The 26,481-nt window shown below is 71.9% G+C and carries 25 protein-coding genes and 1 pseudogene; 6 read left to right on the top strand and 20 right to left on the bottom strand.

Annotated features, from left to right (window positions below):
- Positions 1-101: 101 nt before the first annotated feature.
- Genes RM704_RS15025 through RM704_RS15015 form a run of 3 tightly spaced genes read right to left on the bottom strand, consistent with a single transcriptional unit; the run spans position 102 to position 2,009 of the window.
- Entirely contained in the window at positions 102-878 is a 777-nt protein-coding gene (locus RM704_RS15025) for a DUF3710 domain-containing protein (protein ID WP_033525191.1), read from the bottom strand.
- 1 nt (position 879) lies between these two features.
- Positions 880-1,428 carry a dUTP diphosphatase gene (gene dut / locus RM704_RS15020; RefSeq protein ID WP_033525190.1) on the bottom strand — a complete coding sequence of 183 codons (549 nt, stop codon included), beginning with the start codon at positions 1,426-1,428 and terminating at the stop codon, positions 880-882.
- Positions 1,425-2,009, bottom strand: a complete 585-nt coding sequence (locus tag RM704_RS15015; RefSeq protein WP_033525189.1) for a PaaI family thioesterase — start codon at positions 2,007-2,009, stop codon at positions 1,425-1,427. The genes dut and RM704_RS15015 overlap by 4 nt, the downstream gene beginning before the upstream one ends.
- 113 nt (positions 2,010-2,122) lie before the next feature.
- Here RM704_RS15015 and RM704_RS15010 point away from each other — a divergent pair, with 113 nt between their 5' ends.
- Entirely contained in the window at positions 2,123-2,587 is a 465-nt protein-coding gene (locus tag RM704_RS15010) for a DUF3093 domain-containing protein (protein WP_033525188.1), read from the top strand.
- A gap of 105 nt (positions 2,588-2,692) precedes the next feature.
- On the opposite strand, the gene RM704_RS15005 is transcribed toward RM704_RS15010, so the two are convergent.
- The 4 genes from RM704_RS15005 to RM704_RS14990 all read right to left on the bottom strand — a co-directional run bounded on the left by RM704_RS15005 (position 2,693) and on the right by RM704_RS14990 (position 6,272).
- On the bottom strand, positions 2,693-3,643 hold the full coding sequence (locus RM704_RS15005; protein WP_192829561.1) for a hypothetical protein: 951 nt from the start codon (positions 3,641-3,643) through the stop codon (positions 2,693-2,695).
- 13 nt (positions 3,644-3,656) lie between these two features.
- A complete protein-coding gene (locus tag RM704_RS15000) occupies positions 3,657-3,953 on the bottom strand; it encodes a DUF4193 domain-containing protein (protein WP_005481602.1) in 297 nt (98 codons plus the stop codon).
- 405 nt (positions 3,954-4,358) lie between these two features.
- Positions 4,359-5,612 carry a sensor histidine kinase gene (locus RM704_RS14995; RefSeq protein ID WP_033525187.1) on the bottom strand — a complete coding sequence of 418 codons (1,254 nt, stop codon included), beginning with the start codon at positions 5,610-5,612 and terminating at the stop codon, positions 4,359-4,361.
- Between the two features lie 6 nt (positions 5,613-5,618).
- Positions 5,619-6,272, bottom strand: a complete 654-nt coding sequence (locus RM704_RS14990; RefSeq protein WP_009340866.1) for a response regulator transcription factor — start codon at positions 6,270-6,272, stop codon at positions 5,619-5,621.
- A 414-nt stretch (positions 6,273-6,686) separates the two neighbouring features.
- Here RM704_RS14990 and RM704_RS14985 point away from each other — a divergent pair, with 414 nt between their 5' ends.
- Positions 6,687-6,860, top strand: coding sequence for a hypothetical protein (locus tag RM704_RS14985; protein ID WP_192829560.1), 174 nt, complete (start codon positions 6,687-6,689; stop codon positions 6,858-6,860).
- A 109-nt stretch (positions 6,861-6,969) separates the two neighbouring features.
- Here RM704_RS14985 and RM704_RS14980 read toward each other — a convergent pair whose 3' ends face one another.
- Both RM704_RS14980 and RM704_RS14975 read right to left on the bottom strand, forming a co-directional pair.
- Positions 6,970-7,788 carry an inositol monophosphatase family protein gene (locus tag RM704_RS14980; RefSeq protein ID WP_033525273.1) on the bottom strand — a complete coding sequence of 273 codons (819 nt, stop codon included), beginning with the start codon at positions 7,786-7,788 and terminating at the stop codon, positions 6,970-6,972.
- An 8-nt stretch (positions 7,789-7,796) separates the two neighbouring features.
- Positions 7,797-8,927, bottom strand: a complete 1,131-nt coding sequence (locus RM704_RS14975) for a ferrochelatase (RefSeq protein ID WP_033525186.1) — start codon at positions 8,925-8,927, stop codon at positions 7,797-7,799.
- Positions 8,928-9,077: 150 nt separating this feature from the next.
- Between RM704_RS14975 and RM704_RS14970 the strand changes: the two genes are divergently transcribed.
- The 3 genes from RM704_RS14970 (at position 9,078) to sepH (ending at position 13,034) form a co-directional block, all read left to right on the top strand.
- A complete protein-coding gene (locus tag RM704_RS14970; RefSeq protein ID WP_033525185.1) occupies positions 9,078-10,319 on the top strand; it encodes an MFS transporter in 1,242 nt (413 codons plus the stop codon).
- Positions 10,279-11,598, top strand: a complete 1,320-nt coding sequence (locus tag RM704_RS14965; RefSeq protein ID WP_033525184.1) for a D-arabinono-1,4-lactone oxidase — start codon at positions 10,279-10,281, stop codon at positions 11,596-11,598. Before RM704_RS14970 ends, RM704_RS14965 begins: the two co-directional genes overlap by 41 nt.
- Before the next feature lie 401 nt (positions 11,599-11,999).
- Positions 12,000-13,034, top strand: a complete 1,035-nt coding sequence (sepH, locus tag RM704_RS14960; protein WP_033525183.1) for a septation protein SepH — start codon at positions 12,000-12,002, stop codon at positions 13,032-13,034.
- 149 nt (positions 13,035-13,183) lie between these two features.
- Here the strand turns inward: sepH and RM704_RS14955 are convergent, their stop codons facing one another.
- Entirely contained in the window at positions 13,184-14,011 is an 828-nt protein-coding gene (locus RM704_RS14955) for a sulfurtransferase (RefSeq protein ID WP_033525182.1), read from the bottom strand.
- 322 nt (positions 14,012-14,333) lie between these two features.
- On the opposite strand from RM704_RS14955, the gene RM704_RS14950 reads away from it, so the two are divergent.
- Entirely contained in the window at positions 14,334-15,161 is an 828-nt protein-coding gene (locus tag RM704_RS14950) for a VOC family protein (protein WP_033525181.1), read from the top strand.
- A gap of 63 nt (positions 15,162-15,224) precedes the next feature.
- On the opposite strand, the pseudogene RM704_RS14945 reads toward RM704_RS14950, so the two are convergent.
- From RM704_RS14945 to RM704_RS14900, 10 genes and pseudogenes are all read right to left on the bottom strand, one after another.
- Positions 15,225-15,467: pseudogene (locus tag RM704_RS14945) on the bottom strand (thymidine kinase); the annotation flags it as partial.
- Between the two features lie 312 nt (positions 15,468-15,779).
- A complete protein-coding gene (locus RM704_RS14940) occupies positions 15,780-16,040 on the bottom strand; it encodes a hypothetical protein (protein WP_033525180.1) in 261 nt (86 codons plus the stop codon).
- Positions 16,041-16,238: 198 nt separating this feature from the next.
- Positions 16,239-16,541 (bottom strand): hypothetical protein, encoded by a 303-nt coding sequence (locus RM704_RS14935; protein WP_033525179.1) that lies wholly within the window; start codon positions 16,539-16,541, stop codon positions 16,239-16,241.
- Entirely contained in the window at positions 16,538-17,542 is a 1,005-nt protein-coding gene (locus RM704_RS14930; protein WP_033525178.1) for a GTPase family protein, read from the bottom strand. The genes RM704_RS14935 and RM704_RS14930 overlap by 4 nt, the downstream gene beginning before the upstream one ends.
- Positions 17,543-17,671: 129 nt before the next feature.
- The gene (locus tag RM704_RS14925; protein ID WP_033525177.1) at positions 17,672-19,942 is read right to left on the bottom strand and encodes an ATP-binding protein; all 2,271 of its coding nucleotides are present in this window, start codon (positions 19,940-19,942) and stop codon (positions 17,672-17,674) included.
- Between the two features lie 23 nt (positions 19,943-19,965).
- On the bottom strand, positions 19,966-20,667 hold the full coding sequence (locus tag RM704_RS14920; RefSeq protein ID WP_033525176.1) for a response regulator: 702 nt from the start codon (positions 20,665-20,667) through the stop codon (positions 19,966-19,968).
- Positions 20,668-20,935: 268 nt separating this feature from the next.
- Positions 20,936-21,586 (bottom strand): thymidine kinase, encoded by a 651-nt coding sequence (locus RM704_RS14915; protein ID WP_033525175.1) that lies wholly within the window; start codon positions 21,584-21,586, stop codon positions 20,936-20,938.
- A gap of 79 nt (positions 21,587-21,665) precedes the next feature.
- Positions 21,666-22,853, bottom strand: a complete 1,188-nt coding sequence (locus tag RM704_RS14910; RefSeq protein ID WP_033525174.1) for an alkaline phosphatase family protein — start codon at positions 22,851-22,853, stop codon at positions 21,666-21,668.
- Complete coding sequence (locus RM704_RS14905; protein WP_033525173.1) at positions 22,853-23,440, bottom strand: DUF5998 family protein; 588 nt, start codon at positions 23,438-23,440, stop codon at positions 22,853-22,855. Before RM704_RS14905 ends, RM704_RS14910 begins: the two co-directional genes overlap by 1 nt.
- Before the next feature lie 97 nt (positions 23,441-23,537).
- Positions 23,538-26,471, bottom strand: a complete 2,934-nt coding sequence (locus RM704_RS14900) for a bifunctional acetate--CoA ligase family protein/GNAT family N-acetyltransferase (RefSeq protein WP_033525172.1) — start codon at positions 26,469-26,471, stop codon at positions 23,538-23,540.
- Positions 26,472-26,481 lie beyond the last annotated feature (10 nt).

Raw genomic sequence — 26,481 nt, 5'->3', positions numbered from 1 at the left:
CTTTGACACAACCCTGACGCCGACACCCCTGCGGGGGGCACGGGGAACTGCGCGGCCGAGCGCGCGGACCCGCAGTTCCCGGACGGCCCCAGCCGGAACGGCTAGCGGACCTCGGTGATCTCCGGCCCGCGCTGCAGCTGCCCCATGCCGCCGGAGAAGCGGGACCCGGCCTGCTCCTCCTGCTGGACTCCCTCGGGGACCATCTGCGCGTCGTTCGGCAGCTTCAGGACGATCGGGTCGCGCGGGGCCATGGGGCCCTCGCCGCGGACGACGACCGTGTCCCGGAAGATCTGTTCCAGCAGCCCGGCGGTCTGCGGCTCCACCGCGCCCCGCCCGGAGATCACCCCGCGCAGGAACCAGCGGGGCCCGTCGACACCGACGAAGCGGACCACCTGGAAGCCACCCGTGCCGTCCGGCAGCTGCACCGGCACCTGCGCGCGGAGCTCCCAGCCGAGCGGCCCCTCGACCTCGTCGATGACCCCGCCCTGCTGGGTGATGCCGGAGGCGATCTCCTCGCGGACCTCGCCCCAGATGCCCTCACGCTTGGGCGCGGCGAAGGCCTGCAGTTGGACCGCGCTGTCGCGCAGCACGACGGTCGCGGCGACGATCGCGTCGCCCGCGACCTCGACCCGCAGCTCCATGCCGTCGACTCCGGGCACGAAGATGCCGCCGAGGTCCACCCGGCCCTCGCCGGGCTCGCGCACCTCGGAGCTGTCCCACGGCCCGTCCGGCCGGGGCTCGGGCTCGAGCCGCACGCGCTCCCGCTCGACGTCCGCCTCAGCGTCGGCTTCCCCGGCAACGCCGTCGACCTGCTCGGCCTCGCTCGCCGCGTCCGCCGCGTCCTCAGCGGAACCCTTCTTCTTGCGACGTCCGAACACGTCACTGTCCTTCCCGGTCGGATACGACCGAAGCGTATCGATTCCCACCCGTTGTGCCGCTTGTGCTGCTTGTGCCGCTTGCGTCGTCCACGGCGGCATGACCGCCGGTGGACCCGAAGCCCCCCTCGGCCCGCGCCGAGTCGGGAAGCTCCGCCACCTCGCGGAAGCGCACCTTCTCGACCTGCTGGACGACCAGTTGGGCAATCCGGTCGAAGCGCTCGAACCGTACGGCTTCATACGGGTCGAGATTCACCACGATCACCTTGATCTCCCCACGGTACCCGGCATCAACCGTCCCCGGGGCATTCACCAGGGCGACGCCGCAGCGGGCGGCGAGACCGGAGCGTGGGTGCACGAAGGCCGCGTACCCCTCGGGGAGCGCGATGGACACTCCCGTGGGCAGTACGGCCCGTTCGCCGGGCTTCAACTCCCGGCTCTCCGTGGTGCGCAGATCGGCGCCCGCGTCGCCGGGCCGCGCGTAGTCCGGCAGCGGCACGTCGGGGTCGACGCGCCGGATCAGGACGTCGAGAGGGGCACGACCGTCGCTCACGGGTTCACCTCGAAGGCACGCGCCCGCCGGACCTGGTCCGGGTCGTTCATCGCCGCCTGGATCTCCTCCTCGCGGCCGTGGTCGATGAAGTGGTCGACCTTGACCTCGACGAAGAGCGCGTCGGCGCGGACGGCGAGCGGGCCGTCGGGGCCGCCGATCCGTCCCTCGGCGGTCGCGAAGATCTTCCGCCCGGCCACCGCCGTGACCTCGGCCCTCAGATGCAGCACGGTGCCCACGGGGACGGGCCGCATGAAGTCGGTCTCCAGTCGTCCGGTCACCGCGATGGTGCGCAGCAGCCAGTTGAGGGAGCCGAGGGTCTCGTCGAGGGCGCTGGCCAGGATCCCGCCGTGGGCGAGCCCCGGGGCGCCCTGGTGCGCGGGCCGTACGGTGAACTCGGCGGTGAGAGTGACGCCTTCACCGGCCCTCGCCTCCAGGTGCAGCCCGTGGGGCTGCTCGTCACCACAGCCGAAACACTGCCCGTAGTGTGCGCCGAGCAGCTCGCCCGGGGCGGGCGCCTCGGGATGGCGTACGGGCGCCGTGGCGTCCGCCGGGGGCCGCAGGGCCGCGGAAGTACCTCTCACAGCCGCAGACCTTACCCGTCCGTCAGCGTCCGGCCATCGCCCCTACGGGCAGGGTTTCCCCTCGGACGCCCCTACTTCCGGGGCCGGAGGGTCCGCATGCCAAGCTTGACGCCATGCAGCTCTCCGTCCCGCCGTACGAAGAACGCCTCACCGCTCCCCGCACGTGGTGGCTCGTCTGCTTCCTGGTCGGCGTCTCGATGGCCCTCATCCTGCTGCCGTTCGGCACGCTCCCCCTCCTGGGCGGCCTCGCCGGCGGAACCGCGGTCGCGGCGGTCGTCACCAGTTCGTACGGCTCGGTCCGGATCCGCGTCGTGGGCGACTCCCTGATCGCGGGCGAGGCGAAGATCCCGGTGAGCGCCCTCGGCGAACCGGAGATCCTGGACCGGGAGGAGGCACAGGCCTGGCGCACCCACAAGGCCAACCCCCACGCCTTCATGCTTCTGCGCGCCTACATCCCGACGGCCCTCCGCATCCCGATCACCGATCCGACGGACCCGACTCCCTACGTCTACCTGTCGACGCGGGAGCCGGAGCGCGTGGTCGCGGCCCTGGAAGCGGCGAAGAAGACGGCGGCGTAGCGCACGGCTCGTCGGCGCCTCGCCGCCGAGCCGTTCCCTACCGGACACGGGCGCGCTCGATCACCACTCACCCGCGCCCGCCCGACGAGCGGGCGGCTCCGCGGCTCAGTCCCCGCCGAGTTCCTCCGGCAGCTCCCCCACCGTCAGGGGATCGACCGGCTTCTCCAGCAGCGGCAGTTCCGGCAGCGCCTCCCACGGCACCTGCGTACGCCGCAGATCCTTACGGATCCGCTCGGCGAGGTGCTTGGTGTCCCGGCGGTTCATGACCGCCCCGACCGCGGCGCCGACCAGGAACGGCATCAGGTTCGGCAGGTTCCGCACCATCCGTTTCATGATCTGCTGCCGCAGCTGCCGCTTCATCTGTCCACCGAGCGCCGAGTTGATCGTCGCCGGCTTGGTCACGTCGATCCCGCGCTCACCGGACCAGGAGTCCAGATAGGCGGTGCTGCGCTGGCGCAGATTTCCGGGCGGCCGCACCCCGTACACCTCGTGCAGCTCGGCGATGAGCTTCAGCTCGATCGCGGCGACGCCGGTGATCTCGGCGGCCAGCTCCGCGGGCATGGCGGGCGGCGCCGGCAGCATCGCGACGGCACCGACGCCCGCGCCCACCGTGGAGGAGGCGTTGGCCGCCCCCGCCACCAGCCTGTCGGCGATCTGCTCGGGCCCCAGCCCCGGGAACTGGGCGCGCAGGGTGGCGAGATCGCGTACGGGGATCCGCGGGGCGATCTCGATGACGCGGTCGGTGATGTACGAAAGCCCCGCTCGGGCCCGGTCACCGCTCTTCCGGGCCCCGACCTTGAGGCCCTGTTTCAGTCCGTCGCGCACGACGGCCGCGCGCCGTCTGGCGACCGGCGCCGGATTCTCCACAGGCACGGGCAGGCGTCCCTGCTCGTCCGTGGCGCCCCCCGACGCCGCGCCGGACGCACGTTCGAGCGAGGCCGCTCCCTCTTCGGAGGAGCCCCGCTCGTGGTCACGCACGCCGTCGGAGCCGTCGTACGGCCCCTGGTCCGCCCCCTTGCGGGAGCGGCGCTTCCAAGGAGGGGTCGAGCCAGTCACGGCCGACCCTGCCTCAGTCGCAGTCGCGGCAGATCGGCTGACCGTTCTTCTCGCGGGCCAGCTGGCTGCGGTGGTGCACCAGGAAGCAGCTCATGCAGGTGAACTCGTCCTGCTGCTTGGGCAGCACCCGGACGGCCAGCTCCTCGTTCGAGAGGTCGGCCCCGGGCAGTTCCAGGCCTTCGGCAGCCTCGAACTCGTCTACGTCCACGGCGGACGTCGACTTGTCGTTCCGGCGAGCCTTGAGCTCTTCCAAGCTGTCCGAGTCGACGTCGTCGTCGGTCTTGCGTGGGGTGTCGTAATCCGTTGCCATGTCGCTCTCCCCCTCTGGGTGTCTGCGGTGTCTCCAGCGCACGTAACGCGTGAGAGGCCGGACTTGTGCCCGACCTGAGGCGGAGATTTTGCCTCACATCAAGGTCTGTTACTCAATCGACACCCAACCGGACTCCCCATGAGTGATCGGCTTGGATGGCGAACGGGACCGTACACGGTCCTGAGGCTGCATATCAAAGGCGCCTCAGCATGTACTTCCCGTGATCTCAACCCCCGAAAACCCGGATTTTCCCGGCTTTACGGCGGCCACATGATCACGCTCGGTAGATGGCTGGAAATTCGCCCTTGTGATCGATCACACATCGGTCGTGCACGACCGATTCGATCAGGCTCCCGGGAAATTCCGCGTAAAGCGAACACGCTCCGGAAACCGGGGGTCATGGTCTCAGACCGGAAGGGTCACTCGCATCACCAGCCCACCTCCCTCACGTGGCCGGGCGGCGATGTGGCCGCCATGGGCGCGGGCCACGGACCGGACGATCGACAGGCCGAGGCCCACCCCCTTGTCGCTGCCCGTGCGTTCCGTACGCAGCCGCCGGAACGGCTCGAAAAGGTTGTCGATCTCGTACGCCGGGACCACGGGCCCGGTGTTCGTGACCACCAGCAGGGCCTGTCCGTGCTGGAGCTCCGTGGTGACCTCCACCCAACCGCCCGGCCCCTGCACGTTGTACCGGACGGCGTTCTGGACGAGGTTCAGGGCGATCCGCTCCAGCAGGACGCCGTTGCCCTGCACGACCGCCGGGGCCCGCTCGCCGCGGATCTCCACCTTCTTGGCGTCCGCCTCGGAGCGCACCTGGTCGATGGCCTGGGAGGCCACCTCGGCGAGGTCCACCGGCTTGCGCTCGACGATCTGGTTGTCGCTGCGGGCCAGCAGGAGCAGTCCCTCGACGAGCTGCTCGCTGCGCTCGTTGGTGGCCAGCAGCGTCTTGCCCAGCTGTTGCAGTTCGGTCGGGGCGTTCGGGTCGGAGAGGTGGACCTCCAGGAGCGTGCGGTTGATCGCGAGCGGTGTCCTCAGCTCGTGCGAGGCGTTCCCGACGAAGCGCTGCTGGGCCGTGAAGGCCCGCTGCAGCCGCTCCAGCATCTCGTCGAAGGTGTCCGCGAGCTCCTTCAGCTCGTCGTCCGGGCCGTCCAGCTCGATACGGCGGGACAGGTCCGAGCCGGCCACCGCGCGCGCGGTGCGGGTGATCCGGCCCAGCGGCGCGAGCACCCGGCCCGCCATCGCGTACCCGAAGGCGAAGGCGATCACGGCGAGCCCGAGCAGGGCCAGCAGGGACCGGCTGAGCAGGGTGTCCAGGGCGACCTGGCGCTGGGCGTCGATGCAGTCGGAGATGGCGGCGTTGAAGTCCGCCAGCCGCACATTGGTCGAGCCCGCGACCGCGGGGCACTTCTCGCTGGTGACACTGATGTCCGTGCCGCCCACGATCTTGAACAGCGGCGCGTTTCCCGTGTTCACGGCCTGGGCGGCCAGCAGGTAGATGATCGACAGCAGCAGGATCCCGGCGATGAGGAACATGCCGCCGTACAGCAGGGTGAGCCGTATCCGGATGGTCGGGCGCAGCCACGGGAGCGGGTTCTGGGGCCGCCTGGGGTCCCAGGTGGGCTTCGGGGGCGCCAGCGGGGGCGCGGGGGTGGTGGCCATGGCGGATCAGATCCGGTAGCCGGAACCGGGCACGGTGACGATGACCGGCGGTTCGCCGAGCTTGCGGCGCAAAGTCATGACCGTCACGCGGACGACGTTGGTGAACGGGTCGGTGTTCTCGTCCCAGGCCTTCTCCAGGAGCTGCTCCGCCGAGACGACCGCGCCCTCGCTGCGCATCAGCACCTCCAGGACCGCGAACTCCTTCGGCGCGAGCTGGACCTCCTTGCCGTCGCGGAAGACCTCGCGGCGGTTCGGGTCGAGCTTGATGCCGGCGCGCTCCAGGACGGGCGGCAGCGGCACGCTCGTACGCCGGCCGAGGGCCCGCACGCGTGCGATGAGCTCGCTGAACGCGAAGGGCTTGGGCAGATAGTCGTCGGCGCCGATCTCCAGGCCCTCGACACGGTCGCTGACGTCGCCGGACGCGGTGAGCATCAGCACGCGCGTGGGCAGGCCGAGCTCGACGAGCTTGCGGCAGACGTCGTCGCCGTGGACCAGGGGGAGGTCGCGGTCCAGGACGACCACGTCGTAGTCGTTGACGCCGATGCGTTCCAGGGCGGCCGCACCGTCGTACACGACGTCGACGGCCATGGCCTCCCGGCGCAGTCCGGTGGCCACCGCATCGGCGAGCAGCTGCTCGTCCTCGACGACGAGTACGCGCACGTCGCTTGTCCTTCCTCTGTCCACCCGCGTAGCGCGTCACAGGCGCGCTTGGGCAGGGCGTTCGTGGGTGTGTGACCTCCATCCTGCCTTTTTCGGCCGTAAGTCGGCTGTAAGACGACCCACGGCAGAAAGGGCGAAGGCACTCGGGCGGGAATGCGGGACTTTTTCGTCCGGTTGAGGTTTCCATCGGAGGGACCGGGGGGAGGACGGCTTTACACCCCGCGATCACGCTCTGCTTGTGCCGCACCACCATGCGGTACGGGTGATCCGCTTTTCCGCAGAGTGGGCGTGGGTGTCCGGCACCGTCGCCGCCCGGCCGGGGTGGCGCTGGGCATCCACAGGAGACGTGATCGCCCCTTCCGAACGGCACACCCCCGTGCCAACGACCCACGACCCAGGACGAGGGGGCGCAGCATGGACGCATTCACCGCAGGACTTCTGCAGCGCATAAGGGCGACCGAGTCCGACCTGACCAGGGCTCGCGACGAGGGCGACGACTTCCTCGTCGAGGTGGAGCAGGGCGAGCTCGACGACCTGCGCCGCCTCGCCGCCGACCACGGTGTGGAGGTCGGCGCGTACAGCGTCTGATCCACGGCCCGCGCGCATGAAGCAGGACCCCGGCAATCCAGGCCGGGGTCTTGTTTCCTTTCGGGGCTCGGTTCGCCGCCGGGACGCGGCTCACTCGCCGTGGGCGCCCTCAGTCGTGCCAGGCGCCCAAGGCTTCCAGGCGGGTCTGGAGGGCCTCGAAGAGGCCCGGTGGGGCCGCGATGGTCAAGTCGGTCGACAGGGGCTCTCCGGGGAGGCCACCGGTCAGGGCGCCCGCCTCCCGGGCGATGAGGTCACCCGCCGCGTAGTCCCAGGCGTTCAGACCGCGCTCGTAGTACGCGTCCAGGCGGCCCACGGCCACGTCGCAGAGGTCGATCGCGGCCGAGCCGCCGCGCCGGATGTCCCGGACGTGGGGGATCAGCTCGCGCAACACGTCGGCCTGCTTGGCCCGGCGCTCGGCGAGGTAGCCGAAGCCGGTGCCGACGAGGGCCAGCTCCGGCTCCGGGGCGGGTCGCACGCGCACGGGGCGGTCGTTCAGGAACGCGCCCTCGCCGAGGACGGCCCGGAAGGTCTCGCCGCGCACCGGGGCGTGGACCACGCCCACGACCGTCTCGCCGTCCACCCGGACGGCGATGGATACGGCCCAACTGGGCAGTCCGTAGAGGTAGTTGACAGTGCCGTCGAGGGGGTCGATCACCCACTGGACCCCGCTGGTGCCCTCGACGCTGGCGCCCTCCTCGCCGAGCACGCCGTCGTGCGGCCTGCGCTCGGCCAGCAGGCCGGTGATCAGCTTCTCGGAGGCGATGTCCATCTCGGTGACGACGTCGACCGCGCTGGACTTGGTGGCGGCGACGCCCAGATCGGCGGGCCGCCCGTCGCGCAGGAAGTCCCCCGCGCGGCGGGCGGCGTCCAGGGCTGTCTCCAGCAGTTCGGCCCTCAGGCCGGCCGGACGCTCGGGCTGGTCGGTCACGGTGCTCCTCACGCGTACGGGCTGTCGGCGCCCGCGGCCGCGGGCTGCGGGGTCCTGGCCGGGCAGCAGCCGACCGGGCACAGGTTGTGGCTCGCGCCGAGCCTGCCGAGGGCGCAGGGGGTGACCCCGGCCTCGCCGCGCTCGACCGCCGCTCGTTCCAGGACCAGGTCGCGGATCGCGGCGGCGAACCGGGGGTCGGCGCCCACCGTGGCCGAGCGGCGGACCGGCAGGCCCAGCTCCTCGCCCTTGGCCATGGCCTCGGTGTCGAGGTCGTACAGGACCTCCATGTGGTCCGAGACGAACCCGATGGGTGCCATCACGACGGCCGGGACGCCGGCCGCGTGCCGCTCCTCCAGGTGGTCGCAGATGTCCGGCTCCAGCCAGGGGATGTGCGGGGCGCCGGAACGGGACTGGTAGACGAGCTGCCAGGGGTGCGCGACACCGGTCCGCTCGCGCACGGCGTCGGCGATGAGCTCCGCGACGTCGAGGTGCTCCGCGACGTACGCGCCGCCGTCCCCGTGGTCCTCGACCGGGCCGGAACTGTCCGCCGAGGCGTTCGGGATGGAGTGCGTGCAGAAGGCGAGGTGCGCGCCGTCGCGGACGTCCTCGGGAAGGTCGGCGAGCGACTCCACGACGCCGTCGATCATGGGCTCCAGGAAGCCGGGGTGGTTGAAGTAGTGCCGGATCTTGTCGATCCTCGGCAGCTCCAGGCCCTCGGCCTCCAGCGCGGCGAGCGAGTCGGCCAGGTTCTCGCGGTACTGGCGGCAGCCCGAGTACGAGGCGTACGCGCTGGTCGCGAGGACCAGGACGCGGCGGCGGCCGTCGGCGACCGTCTCGCGCAGGGTGTCGGTCAGATAGGGCGCCCAGTTGCGGTTGCCCCAGTAGATCGGCAGATCCAGGCCGTGCTCGGCGAAGTCCTTGCGCAGGGCGTCCAGGAGGGCGCGGTTCTGGTCGTTGATGGGGCTGACCCCGCCGAACAGGAAGTAGTGCTGCCCGACCTCCTTGAGGCGCTCCTTGGGGATGCCGCGACCCCGTGTCACGTTCTCCAGGAACGGGACCACGTCGTCCGGGCCTTCCGGGCCGCCGAAGGAGAGCAGGAGCAGGGCGTCGTAGGGGGTGGCGTCGTGCGCGTGTGGCATGTCTCCGATCCTCCCACCCGGCACCGACGCGCGGGATCCCGGCCCATCCCCGCGGATGACTTAGGGTTACCTCACTCGTAAGCTGTATCGACGGAGTTCGCGCCTTACGAGGAACTCACCTCTCCGCTTACCGGAACGACCGGAGCCCCCGTGCCCAGCCCCTACACCGCCCTGTTCGCCACCCCCGGCACCAAGGGCTTCACCGCCGCGGGTCTCCTCGGCCGGATGCCGCTGTCCATGATGGGCATCGGCGTGGTCACGATGATCTCCCAGCTCACCGGCCGATACGGCCTGGCCGGCGCGCTCTCGGCGACCATCGCGCTGTCCGCCGCGGTGCTCGGCCCGCAGATCTCGCGCCTGGTGGACCAGTACGGTCAGCGGCGGGTGCTGCGCCCGGCGACCCTGGTGGCGCTGGCCGCCGCCGCGGGACTCCTGGTCGCCGCCCACTACGGCTGGCCGGACTGGGTGCTGTACCTCTGCTCGGCCGGCATCGGCTGCGTACCGAGTCTCGGGGCGATGACCCGGGCGCGTTGGGCGGCCCTCTACCGGGACACCCCGCAACTGCACACCGCGTACTCCTTCGAGTCGGTCGTCGACGAGGTGTGCTTCATCTTCGGGCCGATCATCTCCATCGGGCTGTCCACGGCGTGGTTCCCGGAGGCCGGACCGCTGCTCGCCGCCTGCTTCCTCGCGGCCGGCGTCTTCTGGCTGACCGCCCAACGCGCCACCGAACCGGCGCCGCACCCGCGCGCGCGGGACGACAAGGGCCGATCGGCGCTGCGCTCACCCGGACTGCAGGTCCTGGTGGCGACGTTCGTGGCGACCGGAGCGATCTTCGGAGCCGTTGACGTGGTCACCGTGGCCTTCGCCGAGGAGCGGGGCCACAAGGCCGCCGCGAGCGTGGTCCTCGCCCTCTACGCGGCCGGTTCCTGCGCCGCGGGCATCGTGTTCGGGCTGCTGCGCTTCTCCGGGGCGGCGGAACGTCGATGGCTGCTGGGCGTGTGCGGCATGGCCGTGAGTATGATCCCCCTCCTACTGGTCGGAAACTTGCCGTTTCTGGCCGTGGCGCTCTTCGTGGCGGGCCTGTCCATCGCACCCACGATGATCACGACGATGTCCCTCATCGAAGAGCACGTACCGCGCACGCAACTGACCGAGGGCATGACCTGGGTGGGCACCGGGCTCGCGGTCGGGGTCGCGCTCGGGTCCTCGGTCTCCGGCTGGGTGATCGACGCGGCCGGGGCGAAGGCGGGGTACGTGGTTCCGGCGGCGTCCGGAGCCGTCGCGGTCGCGGTCGGTTTTCTCGGGTACCGCCGGCTGCGCAGGCCGGCTCCAAGGCGGGGAGGGCCCCATGAGCACCACAGTGATCGGGAAGAGCGGCACGTGGCGTAACTGGGCGGGGAACGTCACCGCCCGCCCCGTACGGGAGGTCACCCCGGCCACCGTCGAGGAACTCGCCGCGGCCGTACGGCAGGCGGCCGAGGACGACCTCCGGGTGAAGGCCGTCGGGACGGGCCACTCCTTCACCGCGGCCGCCGCGACGGACGGCGTGCTGATCCGCCCTCAACTGCTGACGGGCATACGCAAGATCGACCGTGAGGCCATGACCGTCACGGTCGCCGCCGGCACTCCGCTGAAGCGGCTCAACCTGGCGCTCGCGCGCGAGGGGCTCTCGCTCACCAACATGGGCGACATCATGGAGCAGACGGTCTCCGGCGCGACCAGCACCGGCACCCACGGCACCGGCCGCGACTCGGCCTCGATCGCCGCCCAGATACGCGGGCTCGAACTGGTCACCGCCGACGGCTCGGTGCTGACCTGTTCCGCGACGGAGAACCCCGATGTCTTCGCGGCCGCCCGCGTCGGCATCGGCGCCCTCGGCATCGTCACCGCGATCACCTTCGCCGTGGAGCCGATCTTCCTGCTCACGGCACGCGAGGAACCGATGCCGTTCGAGAGGGTGCTGGCCGAGTTCGACGAACTGCACGCCGAGAACGAGCACTTCGAGTTCTACTGGTTCCCGCACACCGGCAACACCAACACCAAGCGCAACAACCGCAGCGCGGGCCCCGAGAAGCCGGTACCACAGCTGAACAGCTGGTTCGAGGACGAGTTCCTCTCCAACGGCGTCTTCCAGGTGGCCAACTGGGTCGGGCAGGCGGTTCCCGCCACCATCCCGACGATCGCGCAGATCTCCAGCCGCGCCCTGTCCGCGCGGACCTACACGGACATCCCCTACAAGGTCTTCACTTCTCCGCGCCGAGTGCGGTTCGTGGAGATGGAGTTCGCCGTTCCGCGCGAGGCCGTGGTGGACACGCTGCGTGAACTCAAGGCGATGGTCGACCGTTCGAACCTGCGCGTCAGCTTCCCCGTCGAGGTGCGCACCGCACCGGCCGACGACATCACGCTCTCCACCGCGTCCGGCCGCGAGAGCGCCTATGTCGCCGTGCACATGTTCAAGGGCACGCCCTATCAGGCGTACTTCACCGCCGCCGAGCGGATCTTCACCGCCCACGAGGGACGGCCGCACTGGGGAAAGGTGCACACGCGGGACACGGACTACTTCGCCAAGGTGTACCCCCGCTTCGGCGAGTTCACCGCGCTGCGTGATCGGCTCGACCCCCAACGGCGTTTCCAGAACGACTACTTGCGCCGGGTGCTCGGCGCGTAGCCCGGCGGGCGGTTCTGGCGATCATGTGAAGCACGTCCCTCCCGGGGGCACGAAATGGTCTGTTCCGGCGGCGGATCGACGTCTGTCGTGAGAAGTTGGGCGGCGTGCCGATCCACGCAAGTGGCCCGAATGGAGTACTGTTGCGAGCCCTGGGTCCGGACTCCCGCCAGGGTGTCCGGGGCCTTCGAGGACCGCCGGGAGGGGGATCGTTGCACAGGGTGATGAGGTTCGTCACTTAGCGTTGCGAATTGATAACCGTGCCATAACGGCGGCCTCGGGCTCACGCCCGACACGCCGGGCAACTCGGCAAGGTTGTGGCAGGCTGCACCCGGGCAGGCCACACTCGACTAGCGGAAGCAGCGACGCACGTGACGTCGGCAGGCACCACCCGGGAGGTCCCCATGCCCGAACTGCGTGTCGTGGCCGTCTCCAATGACGGCACACGGCTGGTGCTGAAGGCTGCCGATTCCACGGAGTACACGCTTCCGATCGACGAACGGCTGCGTGCCGCCGTGCGCGGCGACCGTCCCCGCCTCGGTCAGATCGAGATCGAGGTGGAGAGCCATCTCCGCCCCCGTGACATCCAGGCGCGGATACGCGCGGGCGCCACGGCCGAGGAGGTCGCGCAGCTCGCCGGCATCCCCGTCGACCGGGTCCGCCGGTTCGAGGGTCCCGTCCTCGCCGAGCGCGCCTTCATGGCCGAGCGGGCGCGCAAGACCCCGGTCCGCCGCCCCGGCGAGAACGCCGCCGGGCCCCAGCTCGGCGAGGCCGTCCAGGAGCGACTGCTGCTGCGCGGCGCCGAGAAGGACACCGTCCAGTGGGACTCGTGGCGCCGCGACGACGGCACCTGGGAAGTGCTGTTGGTGTACTGCGTCGCGGGCGAACCGCACTCGGCGAGCTGGACGTACGACCCGCCCCGGCGGCTCGTCCAGGCCGTCGACGACGAGGCCCGTTCGCTGATCGGCGAGTCCGACGACCTCGGGACTCCCGAGCCGAGCTTCCCGTTCGTGCCGAGGATCGCGCGGCTGCCCCGTGACCGCCCCCTGGACCGCCAGGCGGAACGTCCCGTCCTGCCCGCGCCGTCCGAGGCCGACGAGGAGATCGTGAGCGAGCGCGACTCGCTCACCAGCATCCTGGAGGCCGTCCCCAGCTACCGGGGCGACCTGGTGGTGCCCGAACTGCCCTCCGCCGAACCGCAGGAGGAGTCCGTCTCCACCGAGGAAGTGGCGGAGGAGGAGTCCGCGGCCCCCGCGGCCTCGGCCGGTTCCGCCTACGCGGACGTCCTCATGCCACGGTCGGTCAACGGCCACCGCGACCGTCTGATCGGCGCGACCGACCGCCAGGCCGAGGCGGACGGCGTCCGACCGGGGCGGCGCGCGGCGGTGCCGAGCTGGGACGAGATCGTGTTCGGGACCAGACGCAAGAAGCAGGAGTAACGGGCCCACGGCGGTGGGGAGTCGGAGCGGTCACTCCTTTCGCTCCGTCCAGCAGATCCGTTTCTCTCGGGTGCAGGATCGGTCATTCATACGTGTGTGGGGCCCGCGTCGTTCAGACGTGGGCCCCACGGCATGCCGTCAGCGCCGGGTCACTGCGGGTCCGGTCCGGTGGCCACCGGACGGTCACCGTCCCGGGACCACTCCGACCACGAGCCCACGTAGAGGGCCGCCGGGATGCCCGCCACGGCCAGCGCCAGCACCTGGTGGGCGCCGGAGACACCCGAGCCGCAGTACACACCGACCTCGGAGTCGGGCTTCGCGCCCAGTCCCTCGAAGCGGTCGGCCAGTTCGGCGGCGGTCCGGAAGAGGCCGGATTCGGCCACGTTCTGCGTGGTCGGGGCCGACACCGCGCCCGGAATGTGCCCGCCGACCGGGTCGATGGGTTCCACATCGCCTCGGTAGCGTTCGGCGGCCCGTGCGTCCAGGAGCAGTCCGGTGCGGGCCAGCGCGGCGGCGCCGTCCGCGTCGAGCAGCGGCAGCGTGCCGGGGACGGGCTCGAAGGTACCGGGCGCGGGCTCCGGGATCTCGGCCGTCAGCGTGCCGGCCCAGGCGGCCAGACCGCCGTCCAGGACCCGTACCGAGGGGTGGCCGGCCCAGCGGAGCAGCCACCACGCCCGTGCGGCGGCCCAGTTGAGCCCGCCGTCGTACACGACGACGCCGCGGTCGGCGGAGACTCCGGCCGCCCGCATCGCGGTACCGAAGGCGCCGATGTCGGGCAGTGGATGGCGGCCGCCCGAGCCCGCCGGACCGGCGAGTTCGGCGTCCAGATCGACGAAGACGGCTCCCGGGATGTGCGCCTTCTCGTACTCGGGGCGCAGATTCGGGCCGCCCAACTGCCAGCGGACGTCCAGGATCACCGGCGGGTGGTCTCCCGCCAGTTCGTTCGCGAGGTCGGGGGCCGAGATGATGGCGTTCATGGCCCCCATCCTCGCGCACGGGGTGGCCGCCTCGCCCGGCTCGGGCTACTCTGCCCGCCGAGCGGTGCCGATCACCGGGCGTACGGGATCGGGCACGAGCTGTACAACGGCTTGGACACCACACGCCGGCGGCGCGGACGACGACCGGGATCGGCGAGCCGGGCTCCTCGCGTACGGACGGGTCGCGCGGCGGTGCGGCGCGGGGCCGTCACGCCACGGGTGGTGCGAGCATCGGCACGGGGCGTGATCGCGCGTGGGCGCGGTACACGCGTACCGAGGGCGACGGACACGGCCACCGTGAGGGGCCGAGGAGAGAGTGACGATGACCGAGGCACGGGGGTCGGCCGGCCTGAACGGCGCCGTGTACGCACCGGGCACACCTTGCTGGGTGAGTCTGATGGTGCACGGGATGGCCACGACCCAGGAGTTCTACGGAGCGCTGTTCGGCTGGGAGTTCCAGCCCGGCCCCCAGCAGCTCGGCCCGTATGTGCGGGCACTGCTCGACGGGCGCCAGGTGGCGGGGATCGGTCAGCTGCCGCCCGACCGTCATCTCCCCATCGCCTGGACGCCGTACTTCGCCTCGGCCGACGCGGACCGGACGGCGGAGACGGTGCGGCACTGCGGCGGCACCGTCGGTGTGGGCCCGTTGGACGCCGGTGAGGCGGGCCGTCTGGTGATCGCCTCCGACCCCGCGGGCGCCGTGTTCGGCATCTGGCAGGCGGTGGAGCATCTCGGCGCGGACATCACCGGCGTCCCCGGCACGCCCGCCTGGGACGAACTTCTCACCGTCGACAGCTCGCTGGTCGCGAAGTTCTACGAGACGGCGTTCGGCTACGAGGAGGAGCCGGTGGTCTCCGCCGACCTCGACTACGTCACCCTGCGCATCGGGGGCCGCCCGGTGGCCGGCATCCATGGTGTCGGCAGCGCGCTCCCCCGTGACCGGGGCCCTCACTGGCTGACCTACTTCGAGGTGACCGACCCCGACGAGGCAGCCGATCGCGTCATCGAACTCGGCGGCCATGTGCTCGAGCCGGTCCACGACACCCCTCATGGACCGGTGGCGACCGTGGCCGACCCGGAGGGCGCGAAGTTCGCGGTGGTGCGCACGGAACACCGAGCCGCCGGCGGGGACGGTCGCACGGTCGGGTGAACCGGGGCGCGGGCCCGCGTCGCGACCGGCGTCGGGGTCAGGCCGTCTCGACCGGCGTCGGGGTCAGGCCGTCTCGACCGGCAGGACGTCCGGGGAGAGGGCGCCCGCGTGGGCGGTGGCGGCCGTCATGCGGCGGCGGTGGTGACGGCGGCACAGGACCTCGTAGCCGATGTCGTCCGGCTGGTTGACGTCGCCGACGACGACCTGGGCACCCTCGACGACCATCTGACCGCCTATCGTGCGGGCGTTGTGCGTGGCGCGGGCGCCGCACCAGCACAGGGCCTCGACCTGGAGGACCTCGACGCGGGCGAGTTGGTCGATCTGACACGGGCTTCACCAGACCGTCCGATACGGCTTCAGCAGACCGTGCCGGATGAGGAGGCCGACGGAGTGCCGGCCGGGCGAACCGGCCCTCGATCCGGCCCGACTCCGTGGCGTCGCAGAACCGACAGGGCCCCTCGCGAAGGGCCCGCAGGGCCTCTGGCGCACGGCGCGACATGACGGACACCTCTCAGTGAGCCGCTGGGACGAGTGGCCCCGGCATACTCACCCTGCGCGGAGCACAGCATGCGTCGGCTGACGGGTGGGAACGGCTCAGGGCCGGTCCCACCCGCTCATTCAGTCCAGGGCCCGCAGCAGGCTGCCGACGAGGCGGCCCGCCATCGCCCCGAGCGAGCCCGCCACCGCGTCGGCGAAGCGGCTCGCCCAGGCTCGGAACGACGCCTCTCCGGCGCGACGGATCTCGGCCAGATCCCGGGCCTGTTGGGCCAGCACCCGCGCCAACAGCGAGGCGACGCGGATGATCTCCCGTACCGCCTCCTCCACCTCCTGCGCCTCGAACCGGTGTCCGCAGGCGCAGTGGAAGCGCGTCTCCCACACCCCCCAGGTCCGTCGGCAGCGCGTGCACCGCACCCGCGACCGGTCCGGGTCCACATCCAGACCGCCGCCCCCCTCGCCTGCTCCACTCCCGCCGCCCGCCGGGCAGTCGCGATGGCGGCTGACGGCCCACGAGCGGGAGCAGGCCGGGCAACCGGGAAAGGCGAACTCGACCCACACCATGGTGTCCTCCGCTCCGCGTCAGCCGGTCGAGGTGCGCGGGATACGGCGGGCCTTGCGGTACGCCTCCCGGTACGAGCGCTTCCCCGTCGCGAACGCGTTGACCGCGATCGACGCCAGGTCACCGATAAGGGCATGCACGCGTGCCAGGGAGACCCCGGCAACCGCCGCGATCCGGTCGGCCACGCTGCTCAGCCACAGCCGCAGGGAGATTTCCGACAGACGGTCGATCTCCCGCAGGTTCTCCTCGTGCTCCCGCATGACCACGCGCAGGGCATCCACGACCGCGTCGAGGTCCGCCCCCTTTCCGGGCTCGGCGTTCATCGGCCGTTCCCCCGCTCCACACGCCGCACGAACTCGTCGAGCCGCGATCGATCGGCGTACAGGTCCCGCCACTGGGCGTCCGAGAGCGCCGCCAGCGCGTCGGCGACGGATCCGGGTGGGTTCGGACCCGGCTGCCGCATCTGGTCCCCCACCGGTTCAGGCGAGGCGGGCCGCTCCGGATCGCTCGCCGGGACCTCGGCCAGTGTCGTCGCCGTGGCGGCCTGCAGCAGCTTGCGGTCCACCAGAGCGGTGAAGTCCGCCAGGGCCATCCGCTGCTCCAGGACCCATCGGCGCTGCTCGGGCACCGCGTACATCATTTCCTTGAACAGGGCGGTCAGGTTGTAGAACCGGAGCGCCGCGTACGACACGGCCCGGCCCCGCCAGGCCGGCAGCACCCGGGCGATCCGGCTGGTGAAGTCCTCCTCCCGCTCCCGCAGCGCGGCCCGCTGGAGTTCGGAGGGCAGGTTCGCGTGCGTGTTCCAGTCGTGCGGGCCGATCTCGTCGGCCTTGTTGAGGCCGAACACCAGCCGGCCGACCAGCTCCGGACTGGGACCGAAGATGTCCACCAGCGCCTGCTGGACGAGGTGGACCATCCGGTCCTTGGCCGGGTGGACCCACACGATGGTGTCTGCGGTCGGCAGGACCTCGCGGTACAGGTCCAGGTAACGGCGGTAGTTGGCGATGTCGTCACCGAGGCCCGGCATGTCGACGACCTCCAGCGTGCCGTTGCTCCCGCTCACCTGCTGCACCGGGATGGTCCAGGCCCGGTCGGTGGTCGCCCTGCTGTGGCCGACCTCCTGGCCCGCGTTGAACAGTGCGTTGATTGTCGTGGACTTGCCGACCCCGGCTTCGCCGATGAGGACCAGCCGGGGCGGTGCCTCCGTGCCGAGAGCCTCCTCGTACCCCTGGAGGATCGCCCTCCTCTGGGCGGGCGAGAGGTCGTCGGACTGCTCGACCGACGTGGTGAACCGCCGCAGGCGGTCGCGGATGGATCCGGACATGGCCGTCCCCTCGGAATCGTCGGGGCCCCGTGCCCCGGCGTCCTTCGATGTTCCCGGCCGCCGCGCCTTCTGGCTGTCCCCGCCAGTGGTGACAGCCCGGGCCGGCACGGCGGAACGCGCGGTCCGGGATCAGGGTGCGCGGACGTCCGCTTCGACCCACGTCGAGGTGGCGGAGTTCGTCACCTCGGCGTGGGTTCCGGCACCGGCGCCCGTAAGGGCGTCACTCAGCGCCCGCGCCCGCCGTTCGTCTCCCGGGAGCACCACCAGGGAGGCACGTACGGCGCCCGTTGTCGCGTTCACGGTGAGAAAGACCTCGCGCGGGGTGGGGCCGCAGGTCAGTGCGGTGGTCAGCAGCAGGCGCAGAAAGGCCGGTGGGTGCAGGTCGTCGGAGTCCGACTGGATGACGACGGCACAGTCCGCCCGGCGGGCCGCGGCCAGGAGCTCGCGTACGGTACGGCCGAGCACACCGGGGAGTTGGATCTCGTCCCGGACCGCGCCGGCGAGCAGGCGGGCGCGGTCGCGTACCCCGGGGTCGTCGGGGGCGCACCGCCCGGACCCCACCTCGGCGAGGAACGGCAGTATCTCCTCGCCGAGGTGGGCCAGCCGTCCGCGGTGCAGTTCCTCCCGGGCCCGGCGGGCCGCCTCGGTGGCGAGCGCGGCCGACCGGGCGGCTTCGGCACGCGCTGTCACCCCGCCCAGGTGAGCCACGGTGCGTCCGATGGCGAGGCCCGCGATGACGCCGAGCGCGGGCGCGAAGAGCGCGGGCAGCACGATGGCCGCGGTCGCGCCTGACGTAGGGGCGATCGGTGGACCGGTGACGACGAGGACGACGATCCCTGCCTGCTCCAGTGCCAGCGCCGTCAGTGCCTCCCAGGCGGGGCGGACGATCACCAGCAGTGTCAGGAGCGGTGTCACCGCGCCGATCGGCCACGAGTCGAAGTCCTTGAGTGCGGACAAGGGCAGGACGAGGAAGCTGCCGAGCGCCCCGGCGACGGCGAACGCGCAGGCGGCGCCGGCCACGGGGCCCGGGATCCCCGAGTCCGCCCGCAGGAGGAGGGCCACGGTGAGTGCCGCAAGCAGCGCGTACCAGACCAGCAGAGGGCCGGTGCCCGGGCTGCGGGAGGTGTGGATCGCCGCGATGACGCCCATGACCGTGAGGAACGGCAGACAGACGGCAGCCAGCGGGCGCCGCACGTCCCCCACGGCGGCCCGCATCCGCCCGGCGGTGTCCTCGGCGGTTCCTTCCGAGAGGCCGGACTTTTCCCCCTCAGCCGCCGGTTCGGCGACCGGGGGACGCCACTCCAGTCGTACGGTGGTCCCTCGTCCTGGGGTGCTGTGGACCTCCGCGCTCCCTCCGACTGCGTCCATCCGCCGCATCACCGAGCGACGCAACCCCACCGAGGACGGGGCGAGTTCTCCGGCGGCGAAGCCCGCACCGTCGTCCGTGATGCTCAGCGCGAAGCCCTCGTCCCGCTGCGCGCCGGGACGGCCGGGTCCCCCGCAGCCCCGCAGCCGTACGCGGACGGTCCGGGCCCCGGCGTGCTCCTCGACGTTGCGCAGCGCCTCGCGGGCGGCGCCGGCCGCCGCTTCGGCGACCTGCGAGGGGACCTGGACCGCACCTTCGGCCTCGACCGTCAGCGCTGTCCCCGTGGGCGGCCGTAGCGCGCGTACCACGGCTGCCAGGTCCGTGCGGCCGTCACGCCCCGGCCCGGCCGGGGCGGAGGCGAGCGCAGCCACGGCACCTGTGGCCGCTTCCCGCAGCCGGGGCACCGGGACACCGGGCATGCTGATGGCCTGCAGGGCGGTACTCACCTCGTCGTGCAGCATGCCCTGGAAGTGCCGGTGGGCCTCGCGTCGGCCCTCCTCACGGCCCGCCGCCGCCCGCACGGCCCGTACACGTCGCTGCGCCCGGTCGGCCCGGTCGCCGGCAGCACGCATCAGGTGGGTGAGCACCTCGCCGGCCACCGCCGTCGCCACCACCGGCCAGACACCCTCAACGGCCTCTGCCGGACCGTCCGCGGGCCAGGATGTGGCGATCTGCGCCCCGATCGCGACCAGGCAGGTACACCGGCCGGCACGGCGCGGCAGCAGCAGGACGGCGAGCAGCACGGCGGGGACCGTCAGCAGACAGCGCTGCCCGACCACGAGGCGGGAAGCGCCGCCCACGGCGAGCACCGCCTGTCCGAGCAGCGCCAGGGCGACGGCCGCGCCGGTGTCCGCCCTCGAAAGCCGTAGACGCACACCCCGCACGACCGTCACCACGGCCTGCGCCAGGAACACCACCGCCACCGTGCGGACATCCGGCTCCAGCTCCGTGCCTCCCAAGAGCAGGAACGCCGACCAGCTCAGGGCGAACAGGGCCGACAGAGCCGCCGCCGCTCGGGACAGCCCGCACTCCACCCCGTACCGGTAGGACCCCGGCGTCAGGGCTCTGCCCGTTCCGGCAGGTCCGGGCCGATGTCGATGTGACCGTCGGCCACGGCCCGGTAGATGAGTTCGCCGGTACCACCCACCCGTTCGTCAGCCGCTTTCGCGTAGGCGTCGACCGCCCGTTTGCGGTGGGTGCGCAAGGTGTCCTCGGTGATGTGCAGCATGCGTGCGATGTCCGCGTGCGGCAGGCCCCGGGATATCAGTTCCAGCACCCGCAATTGCCGTTCGGACAACCGGACGTTGCCTCGTGGATCTGTCACGATCGAGTGGGCGAGGCGGCTGGAGACGTAGATCTCGCCCGTCTCCGCCGTACGGATCGCCTCGACGAGCCGGTCCTGCGGATCCTCCTTCAGCACCAGGCCCAGCGCCCCTTCGTCGAGGGCCCGGCGCACCAGTGCTGGGCGCTGCTCGCCGGTGTAGACCAGCACTCGCGCCCCGGTGGCCCGCAGCCGGCGGACATTCGACGCGACGTCGCTGCCGTCGCGCAGCCGTAAGTCGAGCAGGACGACGGACGCCATGTCGTCGGCCGTGTGTTCTTCGAGCAGGGTGCCGACGTCGTCGGCCGTCGCCACGAGCCGGATGTCGGGCGCATGGCGGGCGAAGTGCGCCGAGATGCCGTCGAGGAGGATGGGGTGGTCGTCCACGGCGGCGACCCTGATCACCGGATCGTCCCCGCTTCTCGTGCCCGGTCCCATGCCCCCGCCCCCCCGCCCCCCGCCCTGGGCACCGCGTACCCCTGGGGCCTGGCTGGTGCCCCGTCCCCGTGCGTGCATCGTAGGCGCCGCGTTGGGCTGCCGTCGGGCGTTCAGGAGGACTGCCGAAGGTGTGCTGCTCGTCCCTCACGAGGTCACGGGCCGCACGTCGGCCGAGAACGGCAGGCGGTGTCAGAGCGGGCGTCGTCGGGAGACCGGGAGGCCCTGCGGACCACGTCGGAGTGAACCCGCCCTGCTCAGCCGAACAACCTCACTCAGTGGCCACCGGCAGGACGTCCGGCGACAGCGCGCCGGCGCGGACCGAAGCGCTCGTCATCCGGCGACGATGGTGACGTCGGCACAACACCTCATAGCCGACATCCGCGGCGGGGCTGCTCACGTCACCGACAACGACCTGCTCACCCTCCACCACCATCTTTCCGCCCACCGTGCGGGCGTTGTGCGTCGCACGCGCCCCGCACCAGCACATCGCCTCCACCTGGAGCGTCTCAAGGCGGTCCGCCAGCTCGATCAGCCGCCTCGAGCCGGGGAAGAGCTTCGTGCGGAAGTCGGTGGTGATACCGAAGGCGAAGACATCCATGCCCAAGTCATCCACGACCCGCGCCAACTGGTCGATCTGCACCGGCGCCAGGAACTGCGCCTCGTCCACGATCAAGTAGTCGACCCTGCCACCGTGGGACACCCGTTCGACAACATAGGCGTACAGATCCATGCCCGGCACCGCCTCGACCGCGTCGGTCACCAGACCGAGCCGTGAGGAGAGCTTCCCCTCCCCCGCACGGTCGTCCCGAGTGAAGATCAGGCCCTGCAGCCCCCTCGCCGACCGGTTGTGCGTAATCTGCAACGCCAGCGTCGACTTCCCGCAGTCCATGGTTCCGGAGAAGAACACGAGCTCGGGCATGTTGAGTTGAGCACCTTTCGGCGAGGAGGGCGAGGTTACGGATCCGGCGGGAGGGCGGGGTGAGCGGCGGCAGGACCTTTCAGGAGCGTACTTCGAGGAGCGGCACCAACTGTTCGACGGGGGTCATCGAACCGTGGTTGCCGACCATCGCCGACTCCTTGGGCTCCCGCTCGGAGGCGACGATCAGGACGTCGTCATGGGCCGCCGCGACCACATCGCCTATGCGGGCGTACACGCGTTCGTCGATCTGCGGGCCGAACCAGCCCGCCGCGATGGCCTCGTCGCGCGAGGCGATCCAGAACTGCTCGCCGAGCACCTCGCGCCAGCAGGTCAGGACGTCCGACTCGGCGCCCGGCACCGCGTACACATGGCGGGCCCGGCCCTCGCCGCCCAGCAGGGCGACCCCGGCACGCAACTCCCAGTCCTCGTCGAAGTCGATGCGGTGCTGCTCGTCGAACGGGATGTCGATCATGCCGTGGTCGGCGGTCACGTACAGGGCGGTGCGCGGCGGGAGTTGCTCGGCCAGACGCTGGACCAGCCGGTCGACGTGCATGAGCTGACCGCGCCAGGCGTCGGAGTCGACACCGAAGCGGTGCCCCGCGCCGTCCAGCTCGGAGTAGTAGGTGTAGATCAGGGCGCGGTCCCCGGCGGACAGCTGCTCGGCGGCCAGGTCCATGCGGTCCTCGCCGGAGAGGCGGCCGTGGAAGGTGCCGCCGCTCAGCGCGATCTGGGTGAGCGGCGTGTTCTGGAAGGCCGGGGAGGTGACCTGGGCGGTGTGCACACCCGCCCGGTCGGCGAGCTGGAAGATCGTGGGGTACGGCTGCCAGACCTTCGGCGACGTCCACGGCTGCCAGCGGAGCTGGTTCATCAGCTCCTGGGTCCCCGGGTCGCGGACCGTGTAGCCGGGCAGTCCGTGCGCGCCCGGGGGCAGACCCGTGCCCACGGAGGCGAGGGAGGTCGCGGTGGTGGCGGGGTACCCGGCGGTGATGGGGCGGCCCGTGCCGCCGCGTGAGGACGCCAGCAGCGCCGTCAGGTAGGGCGCCTCCTCGGGGTGTGCCTTCAGCTGCTCCCAGCCCAGGCCGTCGACCAGGAACACACACACCCGGTCGGCCGCCGTCAGTTCCGGTATCGAGGCGGTCGTACCGGGGATCCCCATGCCCGCCGCGACGGTGGGCAGGAGGTCGGCGAGCGAGCCGACGCCGTACTCGGGGACGGGGGCGGAGCCGAGAGCCAGCGGTTCCGGGTGGTCCCAGGTGGGCAGCGCCATCAGCGGGTGGTGTCCGCGGTCGCCTCGGAGAGGGACTGCGCGAAGGCGAGGGCCTGGCGCACGGTCTCCGGGCCGTCACCGGCCTCGCTGACGCGCAGGCTGAGGTCGTCCGCCGTCGAGCTGCCCGTGTACCCGTGGTCCGCCTCGCAGTTGGGGTCACCGCAGGCGGCGGGCTCCAGGTCGATGCGCGAGACCGCGCCCCAGCCGATGGTCAGGACGACCTCGCGGGGCAGGGTGCCCGGGGTGTACGACTCGGGATTGGCGACGACCCGGCTGAGCACGACCGACGAGATCCGGCCGATCTTCACCGACTCGGTCGACGTCGTGGCGTACGGCGTGGGCGACGTGGTGTCCGCGGCCTGCTCGTCGGTGTGGCTCACGATGAAGCGGTTGGCCGTGAGGACGAGGACGGTGACGTGCCTGCGCACCTCGTTCGCGTCGAACGTCGTCTCCTGGTGGACCAGGTACGACTTGATGGCCTCGCCGCCGACAGCGGCCTCCACCGCCTCGGCCACGAGGGCCGGGTAGTAGCCGCTGCGCTCGATCGCCGCACGCAGCCCCTGGGTCGTCGTACTGGTCTTGGCCATGACGTCCATCCTACGGTGGCGCACCGACTGCGAGGGACCGCTCTGCCGTCTCCGTTCTGTCGTGGACTGATCAATACTGGGGGCCGTCTGCCGCGCCTCAGTACACCGGCAGCGTCCTCGGGCCGAGGTCGTCGCGAGCGGGCGGGCGCGCGAGCCGGACGGTGGCGCCGAGCACGCTGAGGCCCTGCGGGGCGACGACCACGGGCTCCAGGGAGACCGCCACGACCTCGGGGTGGTCGTCGACCAGCCGCGACACCCGCAGCAGCAGCTCCTCCAGTGCCTCCGTGTCGACGGGGGCCGAGCCCCTCCAGCCGAAGAGGAGGGGTGCCGTCCGGATCGATCGGACCAGTGCGGCCGCGTCCCGTTCGGTGGCCGGGATCAGGCGGTGCGCCATGTCCCCGAGCAGCTGCGACGCGGGACCGGCGAGCCCGAACGAGAGCACCGCTCCGGCCGCCGGGTCCACCACGGTCCGCACGATCGTGTCGACCCCCCGCGGAGCCATGCCCTGCACGACCGGACGCAGTTCGTCCGGCCCTCCGAAGAGGTCCGTCAACTCCGCGTACGTCCGCCGCAGTTGCTCCTCGTCCGTCAGGTCGAGCCGTACGCCGCCCAGGTCGGCCCGGTGCCGCAGGTGCGGAGCGGTCGTCTTGAGAGCGACCGGATAGCCGATGAGCTGCGCCGCCTTCGCGGCTTCGTCGGGCGTCGGCGCGGGGCGCGCCTGCCACAGGCGAATGCCGTACCGCGCGAGCAGCGCGCCCGTCTCGTCCGCCCCGAGAGTGAGCCCCTCACCACTGGCCAGCAGCGCGTCGATCTGCTCGGCCGCCCCCTTCTCGTCGATGTCCTCGTACTCGGGCACCCGGCCCGGCTCCGCCGCCTCCCGCCGCCACTGGGCGTGGTTCACGGCTTCGGAGAGCGCCCGAACGGCCCGCTCGGCGGCGGGGTAGGCGGGGATGAGGCGGGAATCGGCCGACTCCGCAGGGGCCACCGCCCCGGCCTCGTCACCTGCGCCTACGAGGCTTTCCGCGCCGACGGGCGACGACGGGTCCACGCCCGTTCCTGCCGTCCCCGGGGTCGCTTCGGTCCCCGCACCCTCCTCGGTGGGCGATCGGCGGAGCGGGTGGTCTGAGGCCGAGGAGCCAGGGGGCCTCTCGGTGGCCTGGGGCGCCGTGCTGGCCGCGGCGGACAACGCCTCCGCGAGCCCGCCCAGCTCGACGTGGACGACCAGCACCGGCTTCGACGGGTTGGCGGCGGCAGCCGACCGCAGGGCCTCCGCCAGGGCCGCGTCCCCCGGCGACGTCTCCCCCAGCGCGGGTATCGCCGTCACCACCACCGCGTCGCACGCGTCGTCCGCCAGCGCCCTCGACAACGCCGCGTGGAAGTCCCCCGCCGAGGCCCCGGTCGTCAGATCCAGCGGCGGCAGCGGTCGCAACCCCTCGGAGAGGCTCGCGTCGTAGGTGAGCATCCCGAGCGACTCGGAGTTGCCCAGGATCGCCACCCGCGGGCCCGCCGGCAGCGGTTGCCGGGCCAGCAGCAACCCCGCGTCGACCAGTTCCGTGATCGTGTCGACCCGGATCACCCCCGCCTGCCGCAGCAGGGCGGACACGGTGGTGTGGGGCAGCTGGGTGGCGCGCACGGCGTGGCCCAGGGGCGCGGAGCCATGGCGCGCCCCCTGCACCACCACGAGCGGCTTGACCGCCGCCGTGCGCCGGGCGAGGCGGGTGAACTTGCGCGGGTTGCCGATCGACTCCAGGTACATCAGGACGACATCGGTGTCCGGGTCGTCGTACCAGTACTGGAGGACGTCGTTCCCGGACACGTCCGCGCGGTTGCCGGACGAGACGAACGTGGAGACGCCCGTGACCCCGGTGACCCCTCCCCCGCGCCGGTGCAGCCGGGACAGCAGGGCGATCCCGATGGCGCCGGACTGGGCGAAGAGGCCGATGCGCCCGGAGCGCGGGGTCTCGGGGGCGAGCGAGGCGTTGAGCCGGACGTCGGGGGCGGTGTTGATGATCCCGAAGGCGTTCGGCCCGATGATGCGCATGCCGTACGAGCGAGCCTGGCGCACCAGTTCGCGCTGGCGTTCGCGCCCGTCGGGCCCGCTCTCCGCGTATCCGGCGGAGACGACCACGAGGCCCTGCACACCGTGCTCGCCGCACTCGGCGACGACCTCGGGGACCTGGGCGGCGGGGACGGCGACCACCGCGAGGTCGACGGGGCCCTCGATGTCGGTGACGGACCGGTGCGCGGGCACCCCGGCGAGTTCCTTCTCGTCCTCCCCGAGCGCCTTGTTGACCGCGTAGAGCCGCCCCGTGAAGCCCGCGTCCCGGAGGTTGGCGAGCACGCTGCGGCCCACTCCGCCCGGTGTGCGCCCGGCGCCGACGACCGCGACCGCGCCGGGGGCGAGCAGCCGCTGGACGGACCTGGCCTCGGCGCGCTGCTCCCGGGCGCGCTGGACGGCGAGGGAGCGGTCGGTGGGTTCCAGGTCGAACTCCAGCCGGACGACGCCGTCCTCGAAGCTGCGCTGCTGCTGGTACCCGGCGTCGGTGAACACCTTGATCATCTTGCTGTTGGCCGGCAGCACCTCGGCGGCGAAGCGTCTGATGTCGCGCTCGCGGGCGACGGCGGCGATGTGTTCGAGCAGGGCGGAGGCGACACCGCGGCCCTGGTGGGCGTCCTGCACGAGGAAGGCGACCTCGGCCTCGTCGGCGGGGGCGGACGCGGGCATCCCGTCGGCGCCGATGCGGTCGTAGCGTACGGTGGCGATGAACTCGCCGCCGACCGTGGCGGCGAGCCCCACCCGGTCCACGAAGTCGTGGTGCGTGAAGCGGTGGACGTCCTTGGCGGACAGGCGAGGGTACGGCGCGAAGAAGCGGTAGTACTTCGACTCGTCCGAGACCTGCTCGTAGAAGCTGACGAGACGCTCGGCGTCATCAACGGTGATGGGCCTGATGCGTGCGGTGCCGCCGTCGCGCAGCACCACGTCGGCCTCCCAGTGGGCGGGGTACTCGTGCCGGTCCGACGAGGTCTGCATGGGCCCCAGA

The sequence above is a fragment of the Streptomyces gottesmaniae genome, assembly GCF_031845845.1.
GTDB classification, from domain to species: domain Bacteria; phylum Actinomycetota; class Actinomycetes; order Streptomycetales; family Streptomycetaceae; genus Streptomyces; species Streptomyces akebiae.
This window is presented reverse-complemented; position numbering and strand designations above follow the sequence as displayed.